The sequence below is a fragment of the Streptosporangium nanhuense genome, assembly GCF_059358815.1.
The window spans coordinates 189,781-209,512 of the sequence record NZ_JCADBG010000005.1 but is presented as its reverse complement, the minus strand read 5'-3'; the positions used below and the strand labels follow the sequence as shown (position 1 = coordinate 209,512).

Sequence of the window (19,732 nt, the reverse complement as noted above, 5' to 3'; positions counted from 1 at the left end):
TCTCAGATGGATCGTGATGAGTCAGTCCGTGGCCCTCGCCGCCGCCTCGCGCGACGCGCTCCTCACCCTGCGCAGAGTCGAGCGCCAGCAGCGACTCGTCGAGATCCTCGTCGCCCGCCGTGGCGTCCCGATCCCGACCGGCGAGCTCGCACGCACTGTCGGAGCGTCACGGCGCAGCATCGAGCGCGACCTGGCTCGGCTGCGCGACTCCGGTGTCCCGGTACGCTCCCGTCGCGGACCCGGGGGCGGGACGTGGCTCGCGCTGACGAGCGAAGCCGCGCCGCTCACCCTGGACGTGGCGGAACTCGCCGTCCTCATCTCCAGCCTCGTCGCCCTGGGCCCGACGACGACCGCCGGCGCCGGCTCCGCGATGAACAAACTCCTGTCGGCCCTCGCGACCTGCGCGCCCTCCGCCTGACACGCGGTCCCCGGGGGGCCGGGGCCGTACGACGTCAGATGGAGACCGGGCCGTAGAGGGCGACCGGGGCGCCGGTGGTCATGGCCCAGTAGCGGTCGCCGTAGGACCAGTGCCACCACTCGGTGGGGTAGTTGACCAGTCCGGCCGCCTCCAGGGCGACGCCGAGGAGCTTGCGGTGGTGGCGGGCCTCGGGGGACAGGCCGGGGGCGTCGGTGTAGCAGGCGCCGTCGCTCTCCTCGGGGGTGGCGTTGAGCCGGGTGCCCATGTCGAGCTCGGTGCCGTCCTCGGTGGCCAGGGTCAGGTCGACCGCCGCTCCGGCGGTGTGCGGGGCGATCTCGACGGGCGACACGTAGCGGCTCGCCGCGGCGCGCAGCTCCGCCGGTGACATGTCCGGATACAGCGCCCGCAGCTCCGCCGAGTAGCCGTCGAAGATCTCCTTCTGCGTCGCCGGCGGCCGGTACCCCTCTACGACGAGCAGCCGGTATCCCCCGGGAAGCTGCGCCTGCGCCTCCTCCAGCCGGGTCAGCAGCCCGAGCCTGAGGTGGGCGAAGGCACCCTCGGGGTCGGCGAGCCGATCGTCCGTCCGCAGCCGTCCCCGCACGTCGGCCAGCGGCTCTCCCGACTCCTCGACGGGGATCGCGGCGACTCGGGCATCGGAGATCAGAACGATGTCAGGCATGGTGGCAATTCTTCCTCAAGAGCCACAGTGCGCAGACCTCGCTCACGAGGAACGGGAGCACCGGACCGTGCCCGTGCCCGTGCCCGGAAGGAGACACCCGTTCGCGGTACGCCGGTCCGGCACCCGCCCCGTCGCGAGGGACATCGAGCCTGCGTTTCGACCTTGTCGGGCTGCGGACCGTGTGCGGGGCGCATCCGCCGAGGCATCCGGTACGTGGGAGTGATCCGACGGCATAAAAGCGGAAATAACATCCGAACAGCCGCTCTGTGGCGAGAATTTGGGCGCATCGCTTGCGGTTCCAGTGGGTGGAAGGTGCAGATTCGAGTCATGAGCGACGCGACGGATCTCTACACGATCGGGCAGCTTGCCCGGCGCACCGGGTTGCGGGCGCGCACGATCCGCTTCTGGTCCGACAGTGGCGTCGTCCCCCCGGCCCGCAGATCGAGCGGGGGATATCGGCTTTACGACGCGGAGGCGATCGCGCGGCTGGACCTGGTCCGGACCCTTCGCGATCTCGGGCTCAGTCTTGACGCCGTCCAGCGGATCCTGGAGAAGCCGGCCACGCTGAGGGAGGTGGCGGAGACGCACGTCAAAGCGCTCGACGCGGAGATCCGCACCCTGAAGACACAGCGTGCCGTCCTGCGTGTTCTCGCCGAACGTGACAGCACCACAGAGGAGATCACCTTGATGCACGCGCTAGCCCGGTTGTCGGCGCGGGAACGCCAGCAGATCATCGACGAGTTCGTCGGCGGGGTGTTCGCCGACATCGTCGACGAGGACGCCGCCCTCGTCGCGGAATGGATGCGCGACATCCCCTCCGAGCTTCCCGAAGACCCGACGTCCGAGCAGGTGAACGCCTGGATGGAGCTGGCCGAACTGGTCGCCGACGAGAGCTTCCGGCACACGGTCCGGCGGATGGTCCTGAGCGGAGAACAGGACAATCGCCTTGAGTTCGGGCTCGACATCCGGCCCCTGGTCCTCGAGCACGCGGCCGACGCCCTCGGAAAGGGAATCCCACCGGAGTCGCCCGGCGCGAAGGTGATTCTGGACCGGATCATCCCCATGGAGCTTCCCGCCGAGGAAACCGTCTCCCTGGCGGACTGGCTGGAACTGGTCGCCGAGCCTCGGGTGGAGCGGTACTGGCAGCTTCTGAGCCTCCTCCGGGGCCTGCCGCCGGACCCGCCGGCGGTGCCGGCTTTCCAGTGGCTGCTCGCCGCGCTGCGCGCCCACCGCTGACCCCGCCCCCTTCTTCCTCCCCACCGCACACCGGCTCCCCGACCCAGACCGTACTCCCGGCCTGACCTGGGGAGAGGTGACCGACGCCCCCGACCGCCGGACGCGATCCCGAAGGGTGCAGAACAAGATCAGACCGTGTCCGAGAACACCTGCTCACGGGCCTGCTGCAGCGCCGACACCAGGGCGCCGCGCAGTACGGGGTTTCCCCTGACCCGCGAGACCACGACCTTGGGCTGGCTCGGGCAGACTCGGGCCACCGCGTCCTGCACCCTGGTGGCGAGCGCCTCTCCCCCGGCCCTGCCGACGTCGCCGCTGAGCACGATGAGTCCGGGGTCCAGGACCACCGCGACGGCGGCGACGCCGACGGCCAGCCGCCCGGCCAGCTCGTCCAGGAACGCCTCGGCGCCCTCCGTGACGGCCGTACGGACGAGGTCTCCTACGGAACCGGCGTCGGGATCGGCTTCCGAAGCCCCCGAAGCCCCCGGAATCCCCGGAATCCCCGGGCCTCCGGAGACCCCCGAGGCCCCGGAGACGGAGAAGGAGACGGAGGAGCCGATGCCGTGGGCGTTCGCGAGCCCGGTCACGGCGTCGCCGCCGACCAGGCGCTGGAACGAGCCCGACTGGGGCTCGCCCACCTCGGTGGGGAGCGGCTCGCCGGGAACGGGGAGCCAGCCGATCTCGCCCGCGCCGCCGGTGAAGCCGCGGTGCAGCCGCCCGCCCAGCATGACGCCGAGCCCCTGCCCGACCCCCGCCCAGACGAGCACGAAGTCGTCGACGCCCAGCGCGGCCCCGTACGCGCGCTCGGCCAGCGCGGCGAGGTTCACGTCGTTCTCTATCGTCACCGGGACGCCGAGGTCGCGGCGGAGCTCTGCGAGCACGCCGTTGTGCCAGGAGGGCAGGTCGAAGGAGAAGCGCACGTCACCGGTGCAGGGGTCGACGACGCCCCGGGTGCCGATCACGAAGGCGCGCAGCCGGTCGACGCCGATGCCGGCCGACTCGCACGCCTGGCCGACCGCGCTGCGCACCAGCCGTACCGGGTCGTCGTGCCCGCTGGGGTCGGCGGAGACCTCGGCGACGATGGTGCCGGTGATGTCGGCGACCCCGGCGCTGATCCGGTCGGGCAGCACGTCGAGCCCGACCACGTACGCGCAGGAGGGCACCACCCCGTAGAGCGCGGCGTTGGGGCCGCGCCCGCCCGCCTGCTCGCCGACCACCGTGACGAGGTCGCGCTCCTCCAGCCTGGAGAGCAGCTGACCGGCGGTCACCTTGGAGAGCCCGGTGTGTTCTCCCAGCTCGGCCCGGGTGAGGGGGCCGCTGGACAGTAGGAGTTCCAGCGCCGCGCGATCGTTGAGCTGGCGCAGCAGCCGGGGTGTCCCCGGGCGTGTGGGCAAGGTCGTCCTCCCCGTCACGATCCGCTAACGATCGTTTCTTTTAAGAAAGTTTCTTGTTAGTTTAACCCTAGTCAGCCCGCAGGCAAGCGATCGGAACCGCGGGTTGCGGTAGTTCCGACCGCTCCCAGTGAGTGCAGAGGGTCGCGGGGGACCCCGGCCATAACAGAGCGCAAACCCTGGCGAAAGCCTGAAAGGGAGAACTCCAGTGAAGTTCGCGAGAATCGCCACCACGACGGCCACCACCGCCGCCCTCGCCCTGGGGCTCGCCGCGTGTGGAAGCAGCGAGCCGACACCGGCCGCCGACAACCAGGCGTCGGCGCCGGCCGCGTCCGGTCCCAAATTCGCAGGTCAGACGCTGACCGTCTGGCGCCTCGGCGCTCCCGACGAGAAGCAGAACAAGCTGATGGCCGACCTGAACGCCAAGTTCAAGGAGACCACCGGCGCCGACGTCAACCTCCAGTGGGTGCCCTGGCCCGACGCGCAGGCCAAGTGGACCGCGGCGCTCGCCGGCGGCGAGGGCCCCGACGTCACCGAGTTCGGCAACGACCAGGTGGCCGCGTGGGTCGCGCAGGACGCGCTGACCGACATCACCGACGTCGTCAAGGCCACGCCCGACTTCCAGCAGATCCCGCAGAACCTGTGGGGCTACGAGACGGTGGACGGCAAGATCTACGCCGCCCCGTGGGGCGGCGGCACCCGCGCCGTCCTCTACCGCAAGGACTGGTTCGAGGACCTGAAGATCGAGGTGCCCAAGACCTGGGAGGACCTCGTCGCGGCGGGCAAGAAGGTCGTCGCCGAGAAGGGCAAGGACGTCGACGGCTTCGCCTTCAACGGCGGCTCCGACGCCAACATGTCGCTGTCGCCGTTCGTCTGGTCGGCCGGTGGCGACTTCGCCGCCTTCGAGGGCGGCAAGTGGACCGGCAAGCTGACGGAGCCCGGCTTCAAGGAGGGCTTCCAGTACTACACCGACCTGGTGACCAAGCACGGCGTCTCGCGCAAGTCCGCCCTCACCCAGAACTCGGTGGACATCGCGACCCGCTTCGCCAACGGCAAGGTCGGCATGTACGTGACCGGTGGCTGGGACATCACCACCATCAAGGAGCAGAGCGGCGGCAAGATCGACGACGCGAAGATGGCCTTCTTCTCGCTCCCGGCCAAGGACGGCAGCGGCCCGGCCCCGGCCTTCCAGGGCGGCAACGACATCGCCATCTGGAAGGACACCAAGAACGTCGAGCTGTCCGCCGAGTACGTCAAGCTCGCCGCCGGCAAGGAGTTCGGCACCCGCTACGCCAAGGAGGGCGGCCTGCTCCCGCTCTACCCGGAGGCTCTGACCGAGTACGCGGCCGACCCGGTGCAGGCGCCGTTCGCCGAGACCTTCAAGGTCGCCAAGGGCTTCCCGAACGACACCAACTGGGCCGAGGCGAACGACACCAAGGCGGTCCTGCAGAGCGCGGCCCGCTCGGTCATCGAGGGCAAGAAGGACGTCGACACCGCGCTGGCCGACGCCAACAAGGAACTCGAAGAGATCCTGAACCAGTAACCATGGCGAACACCTCAACCATCGCCCGGGACGGGGGCACCCCCTCCGTCCCGGCGCGGGGGCCCCGAGGCGCCACGCCCCCGCGCGGATCCAGGGGTCTGCCCGCCTGGGTCGTCCCCTACGCGCTGCTCGTCCCCGGCCTGCTCGTCATCGCCGGCCTGCTGCTCTACCCGCTGTACCAGATGGTCGTCATGTCCTTCCAGAACGTGGGACTGCGGCAGATCCGGGGGGTGCCGGCCGAGTCCGTCGGCTTCGAGAACTACCAGAAGCTGATCGAGTCCGAGCTGTTCTGGTCGTCGCTCCGAAACACCGTCGTCTTCGCCGTCGTCACGGTGGCGGGCACCCTGATCCTCGGCACGCTGGTCGGCCTGCTCCTGCACAAGCTGGGCAAGAAGATGTCGACCTTCCTGATCATCGGCATCATGGCCGCCTGGGCCACCCCGCAGATCGCCACCGCCATCATCTGGCGCTGGCTGTTCGACGCGGAGGCCGGCGTCATCAACTGGCTGCTGAACGCGCTGCCCGACTGGTTCTCCTCGCTGCTGTTCGGCCGCTCCGACTGGACCGGGGAGCCGTGGCTGAACGACGCGTTCACCATCTACATCGTGCTGATCATCGCGGTGGTCTGGGCGTCGTTCCCGTTCATCGCGGTCTCGATCCTGGCCGGGCTGAAGAGCATCTCCCAGGAGCTGTACGAGGCCGCGAGGGTGGACGGCGCCTCCGCGTGGCGGATCTTCTGGAAGATCACCTTCCCGCTGCTGAAGCCGGTCTTCGCGGTGCTGACGGTCCTCTCGGTGATCTGGGACTTCAAGGTCTTCACCCAGCTGTTCGTGCTGGCGGGCGGCACGTCCAACCGGGAGGCCTACAACCTGTCGCTGTTCGCCTTCACCCAGGCCTTCAGCGCGCCACCCAAGATGGGCATGGGCGCGGCCATCGCGGTGGTGCTGACGCTGATCCTGCTCGTCATCACCTTCTTCTACGTCCGCCAGATCGTGAAGACGGAGGACGTGCGATGACCACCTACGACACGCGGGCTCCGCGAAAGGCCCCCCGGGGAAACCCGAGAACGCGCAAGCGGCTCGGCAGGATCGGCCTGAACACCACGGCCGTCGTGGTGTTCCTGCTCTCGGTGTTCCCCGTCTACTGGATGGTGAGCACGGCCTTCAAGAGCCGCGAGCAGATCTTCACGACGGACTTCATCCCGTTCCCCACCGACCCCACGCTCGAACACGTGAAGCGGGTCTTCACCGAGGGCATCGCGGGCCACTCCATCTGGCAGTACCTGCTCAACAGCTCCGTCGTGGCCCTCGGCACCGTGCTCATCGGCGCGGTGTTCTCCCTGCTGGCGGCGACCGCGGTGGCCCGCTTCCGGTTCCGCTTCCGCACCTCGTTCCTGATCCTGCTGCTCATCGTGCAGATGGTCCCCGGCGAGGCGCTGCTCATCCCGCTGTTCCTGATGCTCAGGCGGGCCGGGCTGTACGACCAGCTCCTCGGCCTCATCGTGGTGAACGTCGCCATGACGCTGCCGTTCGCCATCTGGATGCTGCGCACCTTCGTCGCGGCGGTGCCCAAGGAGCTGGAGGAGGCCGCCTGGATCGACGGAGCCAGCCGGTTCGCCACCTTCTGGAAGGTGCTGTTCCCGCTGGTGGCCCCCGGGCTGGTGGCGACCAGCATCTTCTCGTTCATCACCGCGTGGAACGAGTTCGTGTTCGCGCTGACGCTCATCAGCGACCAGGGCAACTACACGATGCCCGTCGCGCTGCGCTACTTCGTCAGCCAGCGGTCGGTCGACTGGGGCGCCATCATGGCCGCCTCCACCCTGATGACCATCCCGGTCATCGTCTTCTTCCTCCTGGTGCAGCGGCGGATGGTCTCCGGACTCGTCGCGGGTGCCGTCAAGGGCTGACCCCATCGGTGCTGGTACGGCACGCACCCACAAGGCGCGGGCCGTACCAGCCCTGTTCTGTTTTCTCTGTTTACATCCATGTCCGACACCCCCCTACATCTCAGGTAAGGAACATCTACCGCCATGTCTGAGTTCATCGCGGATCGCGGCGATCAGGGGCTGCGTCGTCTCGCGGCCGGCACGCTGCTCGCCGCGTTCCAGGGCACCGAGGCACCCGAGTGGGTCCTGCGGGAGCTGGAGAACGGTCTCGGCGGCGTCACGCTCTTCGGTTTCAACGTCGCCGACGCCGCCCAGCTGTCCGCTCTCACCTCCCGGCTGCGCGAGGCCGCCGATCCGGTCATATCCCTGGACGAGGAGGGGGGCGACGTCACCCGGCTCGCCTACCACGTCGGCAGCCCGTACCCCGGCAACGCCGCCCTCGGCGCCGTGGACGACGTCGAGCTCACCCGGCGGGTCTACCGGTCCATCGGCGACGACCTGGCCCGCTGCGGCGTCAACCTGGACATGGCACCGTCCGCGGACGTCAACACCGCCGACGACAACCCGGTGATCGGCACCCGCTCGTTCGGGGCGGAGAGCGCGCTCGTGGCCCGGCACACCGTCGCCGCGGTGCACGGCCTGCAGTCGGCGGGGGTGGCCGCCTGCGTCAAGCACTTCCCCGGCCACGGCGCGACCCGGCAGGACTCCCACCTGGAGGTCCCGCTCGTCGACGCCTCCGTGGAGCTGCTGCGCGAGCGCGAGCTGGTGCCCTTCCGCGCCGCGATCGAGGCCGGGACCAGGTCCATCATGACCGCGCACGTCCGCGTGCCCGCCGTCACCGGCGCGCTGCCCGCGACGCTCTCCCCCGCGGCCCTGACCGGCCTGCTCCGCGGTGAGATGGGCTACGAGGGTGTGATCATCACCGACGCCCTCGACATGAAGGCCGTCACCGCCGCCTACGGCCTCGCCGGGGGTTCGGTGCTCTCCCTGGCCGCCGGGGCCGACCTGCTCTGCCTCGGCCCGATCCCCACCGAGGACGACGTCCGCCGCATCGTGGACGAGATCGTCGCGGCCGTCCACGACGGGCGGCTGCCCGTGGCCCGCCTGGAGGCGGCGGCCGAGCGGGCCGCCGCCCTGCGCGCCTGGTTCGGCACGCCCCGCACCGGCGAGGCCGAGCGGGACGTGATCGGCCTCACCGCCGCCCGCCGCGCGGTCAGCCTCACCGGCTCGGCGTCCCCCCTGGTCGACCCGCTGGTGGTCGAGGTGGACACCCCGCCGACCATCGCGGTCGGCGACGTGCCGTGGGGCTTCACGCCGCTGCTGCTGCCGCAGGCGGAGGTGCTGCGGGTCAAGCCGGAGGCGGCCGACGTGGCGGACATCCTGGCGCGCGCCTCGGGCCGCTCCCTGATCGTCGTCGTCAAGGACGCCCACCGCTACGAGGCCAGCCAGTCGGTGGTCTCCGCGCTGCTGGCCGCCCGTCCGGACGCCACGGTGGTCGAGATGGGCCTGCCGATCTGGCGTCCGGAGGGGGTCACCTACCTGGCCACCTACGGCGCCGCCCGCGCCAACGCCCAGGCCGCCGCCGAACTCCTCGGCGTCTGACGGCACCGGCCGCGCCCGGCCGCCCGGCCGTCCGGCCGCTCCCCGCGACGAAACGGCCCGCCCCCGCGAGAACCGCGAGGGCGGGCCTTTCGTCGTGCGCGTTCTTATGTCGTGCGCGTTCCTACAAGGACCCGGTCAGGGACGGCGCGCAGGACGTGCTCGCGGGCACCAGCCCGTAGCGGCCCGCGACGGCCTGGATCTCCGCCCTGAGGGCGGCGGGCGGGCGGTCGCCGAAACGTTCCAGGTACGCCGCGACCTGCGCGGGGTCGTCGCGCAGGAACGGGAAGTCGGTGGCGACCATGTGCCGGATCGCCAGCAGCGGCACCGGGCTGCCCAGCGGGAGGAAGGCGGGGTTCCACAGTCCCGCCTTGGGCGGCGGGCCGGGGTAGAACTCCCCGATCATCAGCCCTTCCGAGACGTACCGCGACTTGAGCGCCCCCTGGGCGTGGTCGATCACCGCCGCCGCCTCGGCCTCGGGCAGGTCGGGGAAGAGCACCAGGATCGTGCGGTACTGCGCGGACACCCCCGGCGTGGCGGGCAGTCTGGGGAACCAGTCGCGGTAGCCCGCGAGGGTCTCGGCCGCCTCGGGCCCGCCGGGCCGCCCGGGGCGGACCGCCAGGTAGAAGGTGCCCCGGTCCAGCGCCGTCTGGGCGTACGGGCAGACGGGCCCCTTCCTGCCCAGTTCCTCGTGGGGGCGGCAGAGATACTCTCGTGCCCAGGTGACGATCTCCCTGAGCGGGGTGCGGTAGCGCAGGACCAGATCGTGGTCACCGGCCAGATCGGCGGTCTCCAGGAGGACGCGAGAGGGGTCCGCGGGATCGGTCAGCATGGTGGTTCGCCCTTCCGGGTGTTTCGCTGTGCGAGGCGTGCGCGACGTGCGAAGCGCGTGAGGCGTACGAGACGTGCGAAGACGGCGCGGCGCGCGGAGCCGGCACCGCGTACGACGGGTGCGGCGTGTGCGGCGCCGGCGGCGCGTACGGCGGGCGTGAGACCGGCACCGGCCGGGGAGCGGCCGGGACCGCGTACGAGACGGCGGACGGCCGGAGCCGCGGCGAGCAGCCCTGCGACGGCCACCGCGGCCCCGGCCCGGCGCAGGAGCGCGTCCTGCCGCCGGGCGCGGGCGAGCGCGTCCGCGTACGGGACGGTGGTGTGGGAGATCATCGTGTAGAGCGGGACCCACCGGCCGGGGAGCGCCCGGGCCAGCAGCAGGTCCGCCTTCTTGCGCAGCAGGTGCAGCGGGGAGCGGAGCCGGTCGCGCAGCTCCACGAAGTTCTGCTTGGACAGCTCGTCGAGCACGTCGGTGTGCGGTTTGCGCAGCCGCTGGTACTCGGCGAAGGCGGCCCCGAGGTCCCCGGGGTGCTCGCCCACGCAACGGTCGAGGACCGTGCAGTCCTCCAGCGCCGAGTTCATGCCCTGGCCGTAGAAGGGGTAGACGGCGTGGCAGGCGTCGCCGATGAGCGCCACCCGGTCCCGGTGGTGCCACGGCGAGGTGCGGATCGACACCAGGTGCCCCACCGGGTGCTCGGCGTACTCCTTGGCCAGGTGGGGCATGAGGTCGAGCGTGTCCGGGAAGCGTTCCCCGAGGAACTCCTCGGGGTCGGTGATCTCGCCGAACCGTTCGACGGGCAGGAAGAGCGTGCCGGTGAGCGAGTTGTCGCGGTTGGGGTGGGCGACGATGAGGGCGTCCTCGCCGGGCCAGACGTGCAGGGCCTCCAGCCTGGTCCTGGCCGACCCGTCGTCGGCGGCGGGGATGGTGAGTTCCTTGTAGCCCCACTCCAGGGTCTCCCGGTGGTGCTCGGCCCGCAGCCCGTGGTGCATGTGCGTCCGCACCTGCGAGAACGCGCCGTCCGCGCCGATCACCGCGTCGCCCTCGACGGTGCTCGCGGCCCCTGTCTCCTCGTGGACGAGGCGCGCGGCGGCCGTCTCGCGGTCCAGGCCGACCAGCCGGTGCCGGAAGTGGAAGCTCACCCCCGGCTGGGCCTCGGCGTGGTCGACGAGCGTGGTGATCAGGTCGCGGCGCAGGACCGAGTGGAGGATCTCCCCCTCGTGCGCGCCGTAGGGCTGGAACGGCACCGCGCCGCCGGGCAGGTGGATGGCCCGGCCGCGCATCGGGACGGTGAGCGGCCACAGGGTGTCCATCAGGCCGATGTCGGTGAGCGCCGCGATGCCCCTGGCCGACAGGCCGAGGTTGATCGACCTGCTCTCGTCCTCGTCGAGCAGCCGGGGGTCGGCCCGCCGCTCGTAGACCTCGACCCGGAAGCCGCGCCTGGCCAGGTAGCAGGCGAGGAGGGTGCCCGCGGGACCGGCTCCGACGACAGTGATCTTCATGCGGTCTCCAGGCGGGTCTCCAGGCGGGCGACGAGCAGTTCGTTGGGGCCGTCGACGTGACGCCGCTCGATCCGGCCGAATCCGGCGTCGGACAGCCAGGCGGCGACGTCGGCGAAGGAGTGGATCCCGCCGCCCTGGGTGGTGGCGAGGTTGAGGCCGAAGGCGCGGATGAACGCCTCGACGGTCGCGGGCGTGCCCTCGGGCAGGTCGGCGAAGGTCTCCAGCACGACCACCGCGCCACCGGGGCGCAGCGCGCCCGCCACCCTTTTGAACAGCGCGCGGTTGCCCGCCTCGCCGAACCCGTGGCAGAGGTTGAACAGCAACGCCGTGTCGTGCCCGGCACCGAGATCGGCGCCGGGGTCGGCCAGGTCGCCGGGGAGCAGGGTGACGCGGTCGCCCAGCCCGGCCGCCTCGACCCTGGCCCGGCCGCCCTCCAGGGCGTTCGGCAGGTCGACGATCGTCGCGGTGAGCCCGGGGTGCGCCTGGCAGAACGCGACGCTGTGGCGGGCGTGCCCGCCGCCGACGTCGAGCAGGCGCCTGCCGGGGTGGGGCGCGCTCGCGGCGACCAGCGGGGCGAGCCCGGCGGCCATCCCGTCGAGCATGCTCTGGAACTCCGCCAGCGTCCCCGGCCGCTCCTCCAGCCAGGCGTAGAAGTCGACCTGGGGGGTGCCGGTGCGCACCGACTCCTCCAGGCCGTCCCAGAGCTCGGCCAGCACGTCCTGCCAGAAGGCCAGCGCGGGGGCGTAGCTCCACGGGCTTCGCCGGTCCAGGGTGTCCGCGACCATCGGGCTGTTGCCGTACACCCGGCCCGGCGCCCGTTCGAGATAGCCGAGGGAGGCGAGCGCCTCCAGCAGCACGGCGAGCCCGGCCGGGTCGGTGCCCGTCCTGGCCGCCAGCTCCGCCACGGGCAGCGGGCCGGGCATGAGCGCCTCGAAGACCCCCAGCCGCTGGGCGGCCCCCGCCGCCCGGAACGCCATCGCGCCGATCAGGTCGAGGTGGGCGCCCGGCGCCCCGCGAAGTTCCTCAGGGTCGAGATAGAGCGGCATCGCTGTCTCCTTGCGCTCCTCGCGCTTCCTGCGCTTCCTGCGCGACGTCGGTTCCCAGGTCGGCCTCACCGCGTTCCGGGACAGGTTCCGGAACGGACTCCGGAGGGGCGTGCACGTCCTCGGCGTCGGGCAGCTCGGACTCCACCTTCCGCAGGCGCGGCTGGAGGTAGGCGAGCGGCCCGAGCAGCACCAGGCACAGGCCGGTGATCAGGAAGATCGCCGCGATGCCCCGCCCCCCGCCCGTGCCGATCACGGCGCCCAGGGTCGCGGAGAGCGCCCCGCCGGGGGCGAGCATCGGCTCGAAGACCCGGTCGGCCAGCGGCCCCGCGGCCAGGTAGGTGAGCACCGTGGCGGTCTGGGTGAGCGCGCGGACCGTGCTGAGCACCCGGCCCAGCGCCGCGGGGTCGGTCTTGATCTGCAGCACGGTCATCCCGGTGCCCTGCACGAACGGCAGCGTGAACAGGAAGGCGGGCGCCACCACCGCGATCAGCCAGGGCGAGGGCGCGAGGCTGTGCAGGGCGAGCAGCACCCCTCCCAGCGCGACGAACACCGCGACACCGCGCACCCGCCGTCTCGGACCGCCCCACGCGCTCAGCACCAGCCCCCCGGCGAAGACCCCCGCGCCGCCCGCGAACATCAGCGCCCCCAGCACCGCGGCCGACCCGAACGACAGGATCAGCGGCTGGACCAGCACCCCCGACATCCCGAAGAACAGGTTGTACGCGGCCAGCACCATGACGAGCTGGAACAGCCCCCGCCTGGCCCTCAGGTGACGCCAGCCGAACAGCAGGTCCCCGCGCAGCGGCTCCGGCGCGGCCGAGGACCCGGGACGGGTGACCTCGCGCGGCAGCCGCACGGCGAACATGACCACCCTGGTGACCAGGAAGGTGACCAGGTCGATCACGACCACGCCGGTGACGCCGACCGTGACCAGGAGCGTTCCCGCCAGCAGCGGGGCCGCGATCCGCACCGAGTCGGCGACCTGCATCAGGCCGTTGGCCCTGCCCAGGTGCCGCTGCGGCATGATCAGCGGCATCATCGCGTGGTAGGCGGCCATGTGGAAGGTCCCGAAGACGGCCCCCGCCACCGTGATCACGTAGACGTGCCAGACCTGCAGCGACCCGAGGGCGAGCAGCAGCGCGAGGGCGCCGGTGACCACGGCGGCCCCGGCGTCGGCGGCCATGAGCATCCGCCTGCGGTCCCACCGGTCGGCCAGTGACCCGGCGAGCGGGGAGAGCAGCACCTCGGGCAGCACCGCGCACAGCATGATCAGCACGAACTCGGTGGCCGAGCCGTTGCGCTGGTAGACCCAGACGCCCAGCACGAACCCCGTCAGGCTCGACCCGATGATCGACAGCAGCTGCGCCGCCCAGATGACGACGAACCGGCGTATCCCGTCATGCACGGCTGTCTCCCATGTGGTCACCGAGATAGAGGTCGAGCAGCTTCCCGTCCGCCGGAGGGCAGACCAGCCCGGCGGCGGCGAGGAGGCTCTCGGTGGCCGAGCAGTCGAAGGAGGGGCCGGGCAGCGCGCCGTACTCGGCGAAGAACGCCGGGTAGGGGGCGATCGGCAGGTCGTCGCCGAGTTCCAGCCGGTCGCGGACCAGCCGCCGCCACCGGTCCCCCGGCATGAGCCGTACCGGGGAGCCGTGCTCGCGCAGGCCCTCGGCCAGTTCCTCCGAGGTCAGCACGCGCGGGTTGTAGTAGTGGAAGTCACCGGTGGCCCGGCTCGTCGCCAGGTGCACGATCGCCGAGGCGACGTGGTCGACCGGGGCCATGTCGATCCGCTCCCCCTCGGGCACCGCGCCGAGGCGGGCGCAGGTGGCGAAGAGGCGACCGAGGAAGTCACCGGGCACCGACCGGCCGGTGCGGCTGTCGGCGGAGACCCGGGCCGGGCGGTGGATCGCGATCGGCAGCCCGGTCTCCCTGGCGGCGCCCGCGAGCCGGTCGGCGACCCACTTGCTCTGGTCGTAGCCCAGGTGCAGCGGGCCGGGGTCGGGCAGCGGGTCGTCCTCCCTGACCGTGCGCTCCCCGGGGGTCAGGTGCACGCCGAGCGTCGAGACCAGGTGGACGGGGGTGGTGACGCGGCCGGACGCGGCCAGCCGCAGGACCTCCAGGACGGCGTCCACGTTCGCCCGGCGCAGCCGCCGGTAGGGCAGCGCGAAGTTGACCAGGGCCCCGTTGTGCAGGATCAGGTCGATCGAGTCCGCCAGCGCGGCGAACTCCCCGGCGGCCAGGCCGAGGCCCGGCAGGTCGAGGTCCCCGGCGTGCGGGACGATCCGGCCGTCGAAGCGCCCGTCCCAAAGCCCGTACCTGTCCAGGTTCTCGCGCAGCCTCTCGGCGGGCGTGTCACCCCTGACCAGGCAGTGGACCTCGGCCCCGGTGGTGCGCAACAGCCCGGCGAGCAGGTACGCGCCGAGGAAGCCGGTGGCGCCGGTGAGCAGCACCCGGCGCGGCGGCCCCTGGGGGACCGGCGCCCCGGTGTACGCGATGTCGCCGGGCAGCACCGCCTCCGCGTACAGGTCCACGGCGGCCGGGGTCCAGCCGCCCGCGTCCCCGCCCGCCCGAGCGGCCCCGGCCTGAGGGAGCCCCCCGCTCGCCCCGGGATCCGGGAGGCCGATCCGCTCGTCCACCGCGGCGGCCAGCCCGGCCAGGTCGGTCGCGGCGAAGAGCGCGGTCATCGGGACCGGTACCCCCAGCTCCGCGCCGATCCTGGAGACGATCTGCGGGGCCAGCAGCGAGTGCCCGCCCAGGTCGAAGAAGTTGTCCCCGCGACCTGGCTCCACCTTGAGCACGTCGGCCCAGATCGCGGCGACGACCCGCTCGGTCCCCTCCCTCGGCGGCTCGTACGCCGGGGCCTGCCCGTCCGCGTCCGGCTCGGGCAGCGCCCGCAGGTCGACCTTGCCGTGCGAGGTCAGCGGGAGCGCGGGCAGCGTGACGACCGCGCCGGGGAGCATGTAGCCCGGAAGCCGTCCGGACAGGAAGGCGCGCAGCTCGGCGACGGTGATCCGGTCCCCCACCAGGTAGGCGATCAGCCGCCGCGCGTCGGCGGTGACCACGGCCTCGCGGACGCCGGGATGGGCCAGGCAGGCCGCCTCGACCTCTCCCGGCTCGATCCGGTTGCCGTGGAGCTTCACCTGCCGGTCGGTGCGCCCCAGGAACTCCAGGTTCCCCTCCGGCCGGTACCTGCCCAGGTCACCCGTGGCGTACATCCGCGCCCCCGGCCGGGCCGAGAACGGGTCGGGCAGGAAGCTCCCTGCGGTCCGCCCGGGACGGCCCAGATAGCCGCGCGCCAGGCACTCGCCGCCGATGTGGATCTCGCCCGGCACCCCGATCGGGGCCGGCTCGCCGTGCCGGTCGAGCACGTAGACGCGGGTGTGCGGCAGCGCGGCGCCGATCGGCAGGTGCGTGGCCGCGCCCAGCTCGGCGCCGTCGACCGTGCGGTACGAGGTGGCGCAGACGGTCGCCTCGGTCGGGCCGTAGTGGTTGTGGAACGCGACCCGGCCGCCGGTCAGCGCGGCCCAGGCGCGCAGGCGTTCCACCGGCACGCCCTCGCCGCCGACCATCATCGTGGTGATCGGGGCGGTGACCTCCTCCAGTTCCTCGACCCACTGCTGCCAGAGCGCCGAGGCGGTGTCGACCATGGTGACCGAGTGCTCCGCGCACAGGGCGTCGAGGGCGGGGCCGGTCAGCGAGGCGGGCGCGGGGTGCAGCACCAGCGCGGCACCGCTGATCAGGGCGGGGAAGACGTCCCCCACCGAGGCGTCGAAGCTGAGCGGCGGGACCATCAGCACCCGCTCCCCCGGCCCGAACCCGTGCAGGTCCCGGAACGACCTGGCCAGGTGGGAGAGCGTGCGGTGACCGACGACGACCCCCTTGGGCCGCCCGGTGGACCCGGAGGTGTAGATCACATACGCGGCCCGGTCGGGGTGCCCCGCACCCGGCTCGAACGCCGCCGCTTTCTCAACCGCCGCGCCGTCACCGGCACGCGGCCCCTCGAGGTCGCCGGATTCGCGCGCCCCGCTCTCCCCCCCTCCCTCAGGATCGACGTCCGTCCAGCGGGCGAGGTCGGCCCGGCCGACGACCGGCCCGGTGAACCCGGCGAGCTCCGCCCCGTCCGCGACCACCGCGCACGCGCCGGAGTCGGCCAGCAGGTACGCCAGCCGCTCGGCGGGCTGCGCCGGATCCAGCGGCAGGTAGGCGGCGCCCGCCTTGAGGATCCCCAGCAGCGCCACGATCGCCTCGGGCCCCGCGGGCAGCGCCAGCGCGACCAGCGCCTCCCCGCCCCCGGTGGACGACCGCTCCAGCAGCGGCCGGAGCCGACCGGCCACGGCGTCGGAGGCCCGGTCGAGCTCCCCGTACGTGAGAACGGCGCTCCCCGCCCCCGGAGCGGCGGGAGTGATCACGGCGGGGGCGCCGGGGGTACGGGCGGCCTGCCGGGCGATCAGCCGATCGAGGAACTCCCCCTCCCCCGCCCCGCGAACCGGCCGCGCCGACGACCGCGCCGGCTCGTCCACGAGCACGTCCCCCGAACCCCACCCCGCCCCGCCCGGGACCTCGTCCGAGAGCACGTCCGAGAGCACGTCCCCCGGATCCGGCACCCGGCCGTCCCCGAGCACGATCGCGCGTTCGGCGGCGGGCAGGATCTCCAGCCGCGACAGGCGGCGGCCCGGGTCGGAGACGACCGAGCGGAACAGCGTCTCCAGCTGGGCGCCCATCCGCTCCACCGTGGACCGGTCGAACAGCCCCGTGTCGTAGGCGAACATCAGCTGGACGTGCGTGGGATAGACGATCACGTCCAGGGAGAGGTCGAACTTGGCCACGGCCAGGCCCGACGCCACCGGCTCGGTGCGGATGCCGTCGAGGTCGAGCGATCCGGCGTCCGGGTTGCCCAGCATCAGCATCGTCTGGAACACCGGGGTCCTGGCCGGGTCGCGGTCGACGCGCAACTCGCTCACCACGTGCTCGAACGGGACCGAGGCGTGGCCGTACATCGTGAAGGCCCGCCGCCGCACCCGCTTGAGCGTCTCGCGGAAGGTCGGGTCGCCCGCCAGGTCGGCGCGGAGGGCGAGGGTGTTGATGAAGACGCCGAAGACCCGCTCGAACTCCTCCTCGGAGCGGCCCGCGACGGGGGTGCCGACGCAGAAGTCGTCCTGGCCGGTGTAGCGGGAGAGCAGCACCTGGTAGGCGGCGAGCACCGCCATGAACGGCGTGCACCGCTCGGCCCGCGCCATCCCGGTGATCCCCCGCCACAGCTCCAGCGGGATCCTGCGGACCACCAGGCCGCCCTCGGTGGTCCGCACGGCCTGGCGCGGCCGGTCGGTGGGCAACTCCAGCACCGGGACGCCGTCGAGCTCGCGCACCACGTCGGAGACGTCCACCGGCCGCCCGCGCTGCCCGCGCACGTAGTCGGCGTACTGCAGCGCGGGCGGCGGGAGGGGGGACGGCAGCCCGAGGGTGAAGGCGGTGTACAGCGACGCCAGCTCCGCGAACATGACCTGCTCGATCGACCAGGCGTCCCCGGCGATGTGGTGCACGACGACCAGCAGGACGTGCTCGTCGAACCCGGTGCGCACCAGGGTCGCCCGCAGCAGCGGCCCTTCGACCAGGTCGAACGGGCGGTTGCTCCGCTCGGCGAGCAGCGCCTCCAGCGCCCGCTCCCGCGACACCCCCTCCGGCGGGCCGTCCGGCGGCTCGCCGGTCAGGTCGATCCTCTCCATGACCAGCGGCCCGGGTTCCAGGACCACCGCGGACGGGGAGCCCCCGACCTCGGGGAAGACGGTCCGCAGCGCCTCGTGCCTGGCCACCACCTCGCCCAGCGCCCGTTCCAGGGCGGCGGCGTCGAGCGACCCGATGAGCCGCTCGCAGACGACCATGTTGTACGTCCCGTCCCCGGGGGTGAGCCGGTCCAGGAACCACAGGCGCTCCTGGGCGTACGAGAGCGTGCTCACGCGACCTCGCCCCGCAGACGCGTGACCTCCTCGGCGACGCCGGCGATGGTGGGGTTGTCGAAGAAGACGTCCAGGGACACCTCCACGCCGAGCCTGCGGCGGGTCCTGGCGATGATCTGGGTGATGGTCAGCGAGTGCCCGCCGAGGTCGTAGAGGTCCTCGTCCAGCCCGATGTCGTCGAGGCGGAGGATCTCCTGCCAGATCTCCCTCACCTGCGCGGTGACCGGGTCCTCCCCGGCGGGAGGTTCCGTCACGTTGTCGGGGGCCGGGACGAACAGCTCGGTCACGGAAGGCTCCTCTTGGGGCGTGGGGTGGGGTGGTTCCGACAGATCCGCGACCTTCGCGCGGGGTTCCGCGGAGATGGCGCGCAGCAGCGCGCGCAGGTGACCCGCGATCCCGGACACGTCGTCCTGGCCGATCGCGGCGGGGTTGAAGCGGAGGGCGAGGGTGAGGCTCGGCCCGGCGTCCACGGCCTGGATGTGCAGCGCGCCGTGGGCGGCCCCGTTGAAGACCGTCCACTCCACGCCCGCCCCGACACCGGGGAACTCCGGGACGGCCGCCCTCCTGCGGTAGCTGAGCAGGACCGGCGAGGAGGGCGGGTCCGGCGGCGCGTGCCGGAACCGGTACATGGCGTGCAGCTCGGCCCGGACCGTGCGCAGGTGGTCGGGAAACCGCTCGTCGGGCGAGGGGTGCGGGACGAACGGCACCCGCGCCACGAACGGCCCGATGCGGTCGCGCGTCTCGCGGGTGCGGGTGCCGAGGTCGAGGGCGAGCGGCGACGCGGAGGTGCCGTACCCGCGCAGCAGCACCCCCACGGCCGCCAGCAACAGCTCGAACCTGGTGGCGCCGAGCACCGCGGCGGCCTCGGTGAGGGCCCCGGACTCCGCGCCGCCGAGCACCATCTCGACGACCTCCCCCGGCCCGGTGCCGTGCGGTACGGCGCGCAGGCCGGGCAGGACGAGCTCTGCGGGCGCGTGCTCGCGCTCCTTCCAGAACTCCGCGGCGCCGTCGGGCGGCGCCGGGAGGAGCTCGGCGCCCGCACCGGACCCGCCACGCCGATCCGCCCGCGCGGACGGTGAGCCGGGCGAGGAGCCGTACGGCCGCGGCACCGGGACGGACGGCGACGCCGCGCCCGGCAGGGTGGCCCGCGCGAAGTAGGCGTCGGCCAGCTCGCGGACCAGGATGTCCTTGGAGCCCGCGTCGAACACCCGCCCGTGCGCCGTGAAGAGCAGCCTGACGCGCTCGGGCCCCACCGTGACCAGCGTGAAGCGGGCGAGCGGGCCGCGCTCCAGGTCGAACGGGCGGGTCGCCTCGGCCGTGGCGACCCCGGGATAGCGCTCCGGGGTCGACTCCGCGCGGGTGACCCTGACGCGGCCGAGCACCGGGTGCCTGCCGGCCACGACGGCGCACGCGCCCAGCAGCGCCGGAACGTCGACGGGACCGTTCAGGTGAAGCGCCAGCGGGATTCCCCGCAGGTCGAAAGAGGCGTGCGACATCCTGTCCGTCTCCCTCGTGGGTGACTCACTTCGGGCAGGCGCCGGGGGCTGCGTCGCCCCTGACATGCGGTCCTGACAAACAATTATTAGGAAAGTTTCTTGTCTATTTACGCAACCCGAATGCTACACATGTGGTACGCCTGAGACAAGCGACTTGCCA

General features: G+C 72.5%; 14 protein-coding genes. 6 read left to right on the top strand and 8 right to left on the bottom strand.

Annotated elements, in window-relative coordinates:
• The first annotated feature begins 16 nt into the window (after positions 1 to 16).
• Complete coding sequence (locus AC5L38_RS12655; protein ID WP_495242956.1) at positions 17 to 418, top strand: helix-turn-helix transcriptional regulator; 402 nt, start codon at positions 17 to 19, stop codon at positions 416 to 418.
• Positions 419 to 452: 34 nt separating this feature from the next.
• Here AC5L38_RS12655 and AC5L38_RS12650 read toward each other — a convergent pair whose 3' ends face one another.
• Positions 453 to 1,097, bottom strand: a complete 645-nt coding sequence (locus tag AC5L38_RS12650) for a M15 family metallopeptidase (RefSeq protein WP_495242955.1) — start codon at positions 1,095 to 1,097, stop codon at positions 453 to 455.
• A 327-nt stretch (positions 1,098 to 1,424) separates the two neighbouring features.
• Here AC5L38_RS12650 and AC5L38_RS12645 point away from each other — a divergent pair, with 327 nt between their 5' ends.
• Positions 1,425 to 2,333, top strand: coding sequence for a helix-turn-helix domain-containing protein (locus AC5L38_RS12645; RefSeq protein WP_495242954.1), 909 nt, complete (start codon positions 1,425 to 1,427; stop codon positions 2,331 to 2,333).
• A gap of 128 nt (positions 2,334 to 2,461) precedes the next feature.
• Here the strand turns inward: AC5L38_RS12645 and AC5L38_RS12640 are convergent, their stop codons facing one another.
• Positions 2,462 to 3,724, bottom strand: coding sequence for an ROK family protein (locus AC5L38_RS12640; protein ID WP_495242953.1), 1,263 nt, complete (start codon positions 3,722 to 3,724; stop codon positions 2,462 to 2,464).
• 205 nt (positions 3,725 to 3,929) lie between these two features.
• On the opposite strand from AC5L38_RS12640, the gene AC5L38_RS12635 reads away from it, so the two are divergent.
• The 4 genes from AC5L38_RS12635 (at position 3,930) to AC5L38_RS12620 (ending at position 8,751) form a co-directional block, all read left to right on the top strand.
• Positions 3,930 to 5,264, top strand: a complete 1,335-nt coding sequence (locus tag AC5L38_RS12635; protein ID WP_495242952.1) for an extracellular solute-binding protein — start codon at positions 3,930 to 3,932, stop codon at positions 5,262 to 5,264.
• Positions 5,265 to 5,266: 2 nt separating this feature from the next.
• Positions 5,267 to 6,280, top strand: coding sequence for a carbohydrate ABC transporter permease (locus tag AC5L38_RS12630; protein WP_495242951.1), 1,014 nt, complete (start codon positions 5,267 to 5,269; stop codon positions 6,278 to 6,280).
• Complete coding sequence (locus AC5L38_RS12625; protein WP_495242950.1) at positions 6,277 to 7,170, top strand: carbohydrate ABC transporter permease; 894 nt, start codon at positions 6,277 to 6,279, stop codon at positions 7,168 to 7,170. Before AC5L38_RS12630 ends, AC5L38_RS12625 begins: the two co-directional genes overlap by 4 nt.
• A gap of 123 nt (positions 7,171 to 7,293) precedes the next feature.
• Positions 7,294 to 8,751: a glycoside hydrolase family 3 protein gene (locus AC5L38_RS12620; RefSeq protein WP_495242949.1), complete on the top strand. Its 1,458-nt coding sequence runs from the start codon at positions 7,294 to 7,296 to the stop codon at positions 8,749 to 8,751.
• Between the two features lie 121 nt (positions 8,752 to 8,872).
• Here AC5L38_RS12620 and AC5L38_RS12615 read toward each other — a convergent pair whose 3' ends face one another.
• The 6 genes from AC5L38_RS12615 to AC5L38_RS12590 are packed head-to-tail and all read right to left on the bottom strand — an operon-like array spanning position 8,873 to position 19,572.
• Positions 8,873 to 9,580, bottom strand: a complete 708-nt coding sequence (locus AC5L38_RS12615; protein WP_495242948.1) for a DUF6875 domain-containing protein — start codon at positions 9,578 to 9,580, stop codon at positions 8,873 to 8,875.
• On the bottom strand, positions 9,574 to 11,079 hold the full coding sequence (locus AC5L38_RS12610; RefSeq protein ID WP_495242947.1) for an FAD-dependent oxidoreductase: 1,506 nt from the start codon (positions 11,077 to 11,079) through the stop codon (positions 9,574 to 9,576). The genes AC5L38_RS12615 and AC5L38_RS12610 overlap by 7 nt, the downstream gene beginning before the upstream one ends.
• Positions 11,076 to 12,125, bottom strand: a complete 1,050-nt coding sequence (locus AC5L38_RS12605; RefSeq protein ID WP_495242946.1) for a class I SAM-dependent methyltransferase — start codon at positions 12,123 to 12,125, stop codon at positions 11,076 to 11,078. Before AC5L38_RS12605 ends, AC5L38_RS12610 begins: the two co-directional genes overlap by 4 nt.
• Positions 12,103 to 13,530, bottom strand: coding sequence for an MFS transporter (locus tag AC5L38_RS12600; RefSeq protein ID WP_495242945.1), 1,428 nt, complete (start codon positions 13,528 to 13,530; stop codon positions 12,103 to 12,105). The genes AC5L38_RS12605 and AC5L38_RS12600 overlap by 23 nt, the downstream gene beginning before the upstream one ends.
• Positions 13,523 to 18,076, bottom strand: coding sequence for a non-ribosomal peptide synthetase (locus tag AC5L38_RS12595; RefSeq protein ID WP_495242944.1), 4,554 nt, complete (start codon positions 18,074 to 18,076; stop codon positions 13,523 to 13,525). The genes AC5L38_RS12600 and AC5L38_RS12595 overlap by 8 nt, the downstream gene beginning before the upstream one ends.
• Positions 18,073 to 19,572, bottom strand: a complete 1,500-nt coding sequence (locus AC5L38_RS12590) for a condensation domain-containing protein (RefSeq protein WP_495242943.1) — start codon at positions 19,570 to 19,572, stop codon at positions 18,073 to 18,075. The genes AC5L38_RS12595 and AC5L38_RS12590 overlap by 4 nt, the downstream gene beginning before the upstream one ends.
• Between the last annotated feature and the right edge of the window lie 160 nt (positions 19,573 to 19,732).

Bases quoted from the DNA above. Each gene is read 5' to 3' on its own strand.
- AC5L38_RS12655 (WP_495242956.1), top strand. From the start codon at position 17: ATGAGTCAGTCCGTGGCCCTCGCCGCCGCCTCGCGCGACGCGCTCCTC.
- AC5L38_RS12650 (WP_495242955.1), bottom strand. From the start codon at position 1,097: ATGCCTGACATCGTTCTGATCTCCGATGCCCGAGTCGCCGCGATCCCC.
- AC5L38_RS12645 (WP_495242954.1), top strand. From the start codon at position 1,425: ATGAGCGACGCGACGGATCTCTACACGATCGGGCAGCTTGCCCGGCGC.
- AC5L38_RS12630 (WP_495242951.1), top strand. From the start codon at position 5,267: ATGGCGAACACCTCAACCATCGCCCGGGACGGGGGCACCCCCTCCGTC.
- AC5L38_RS12625 (WP_495242950.1), top strand. From the start codon at position 6,277: ATGACCACCTACGACACGCGGGCTCCGCGAAAGGCCCCCCGGGGAAAC.
- AC5L38_RS12620 (WP_495242949.1), top strand. From the start codon at position 7,294: ATGTCTGAGTTCATCGCGGATCGCGGCGATCAGGGGCTGCGTCGTCTC.
- AC5L38_RS12615 (WP_495242948.1), bottom strand. From the start codon at position 9,580: ATGCTGACCGATCCCGCGGACCCCTCTCGCGTCCTCCTGGAGACCGCC.
- AC5L38_RS12610 (WP_495242947.1), bottom strand. From the start codon at position 11,079: ATGAAGATCACTGTCGTCGGAGCCGGTCCCGCGGGCACCCTCCTCGCC.
- AC5L38_RS12605 (WP_495242946.1), bottom strand. From the start codon at position 12,125: ATGCCGCTCTATCTCGACCCTGAGGAACTTCGCGGGGCGCCGGGCGCC.
- AC5L38_RS12590 (WP_495242943.1), bottom strand. From the start codon at position 19,572: ATGTCGCACGCCTCTTTCGACCTGCGGGGAATCCCGCTGGCGCTTCAC.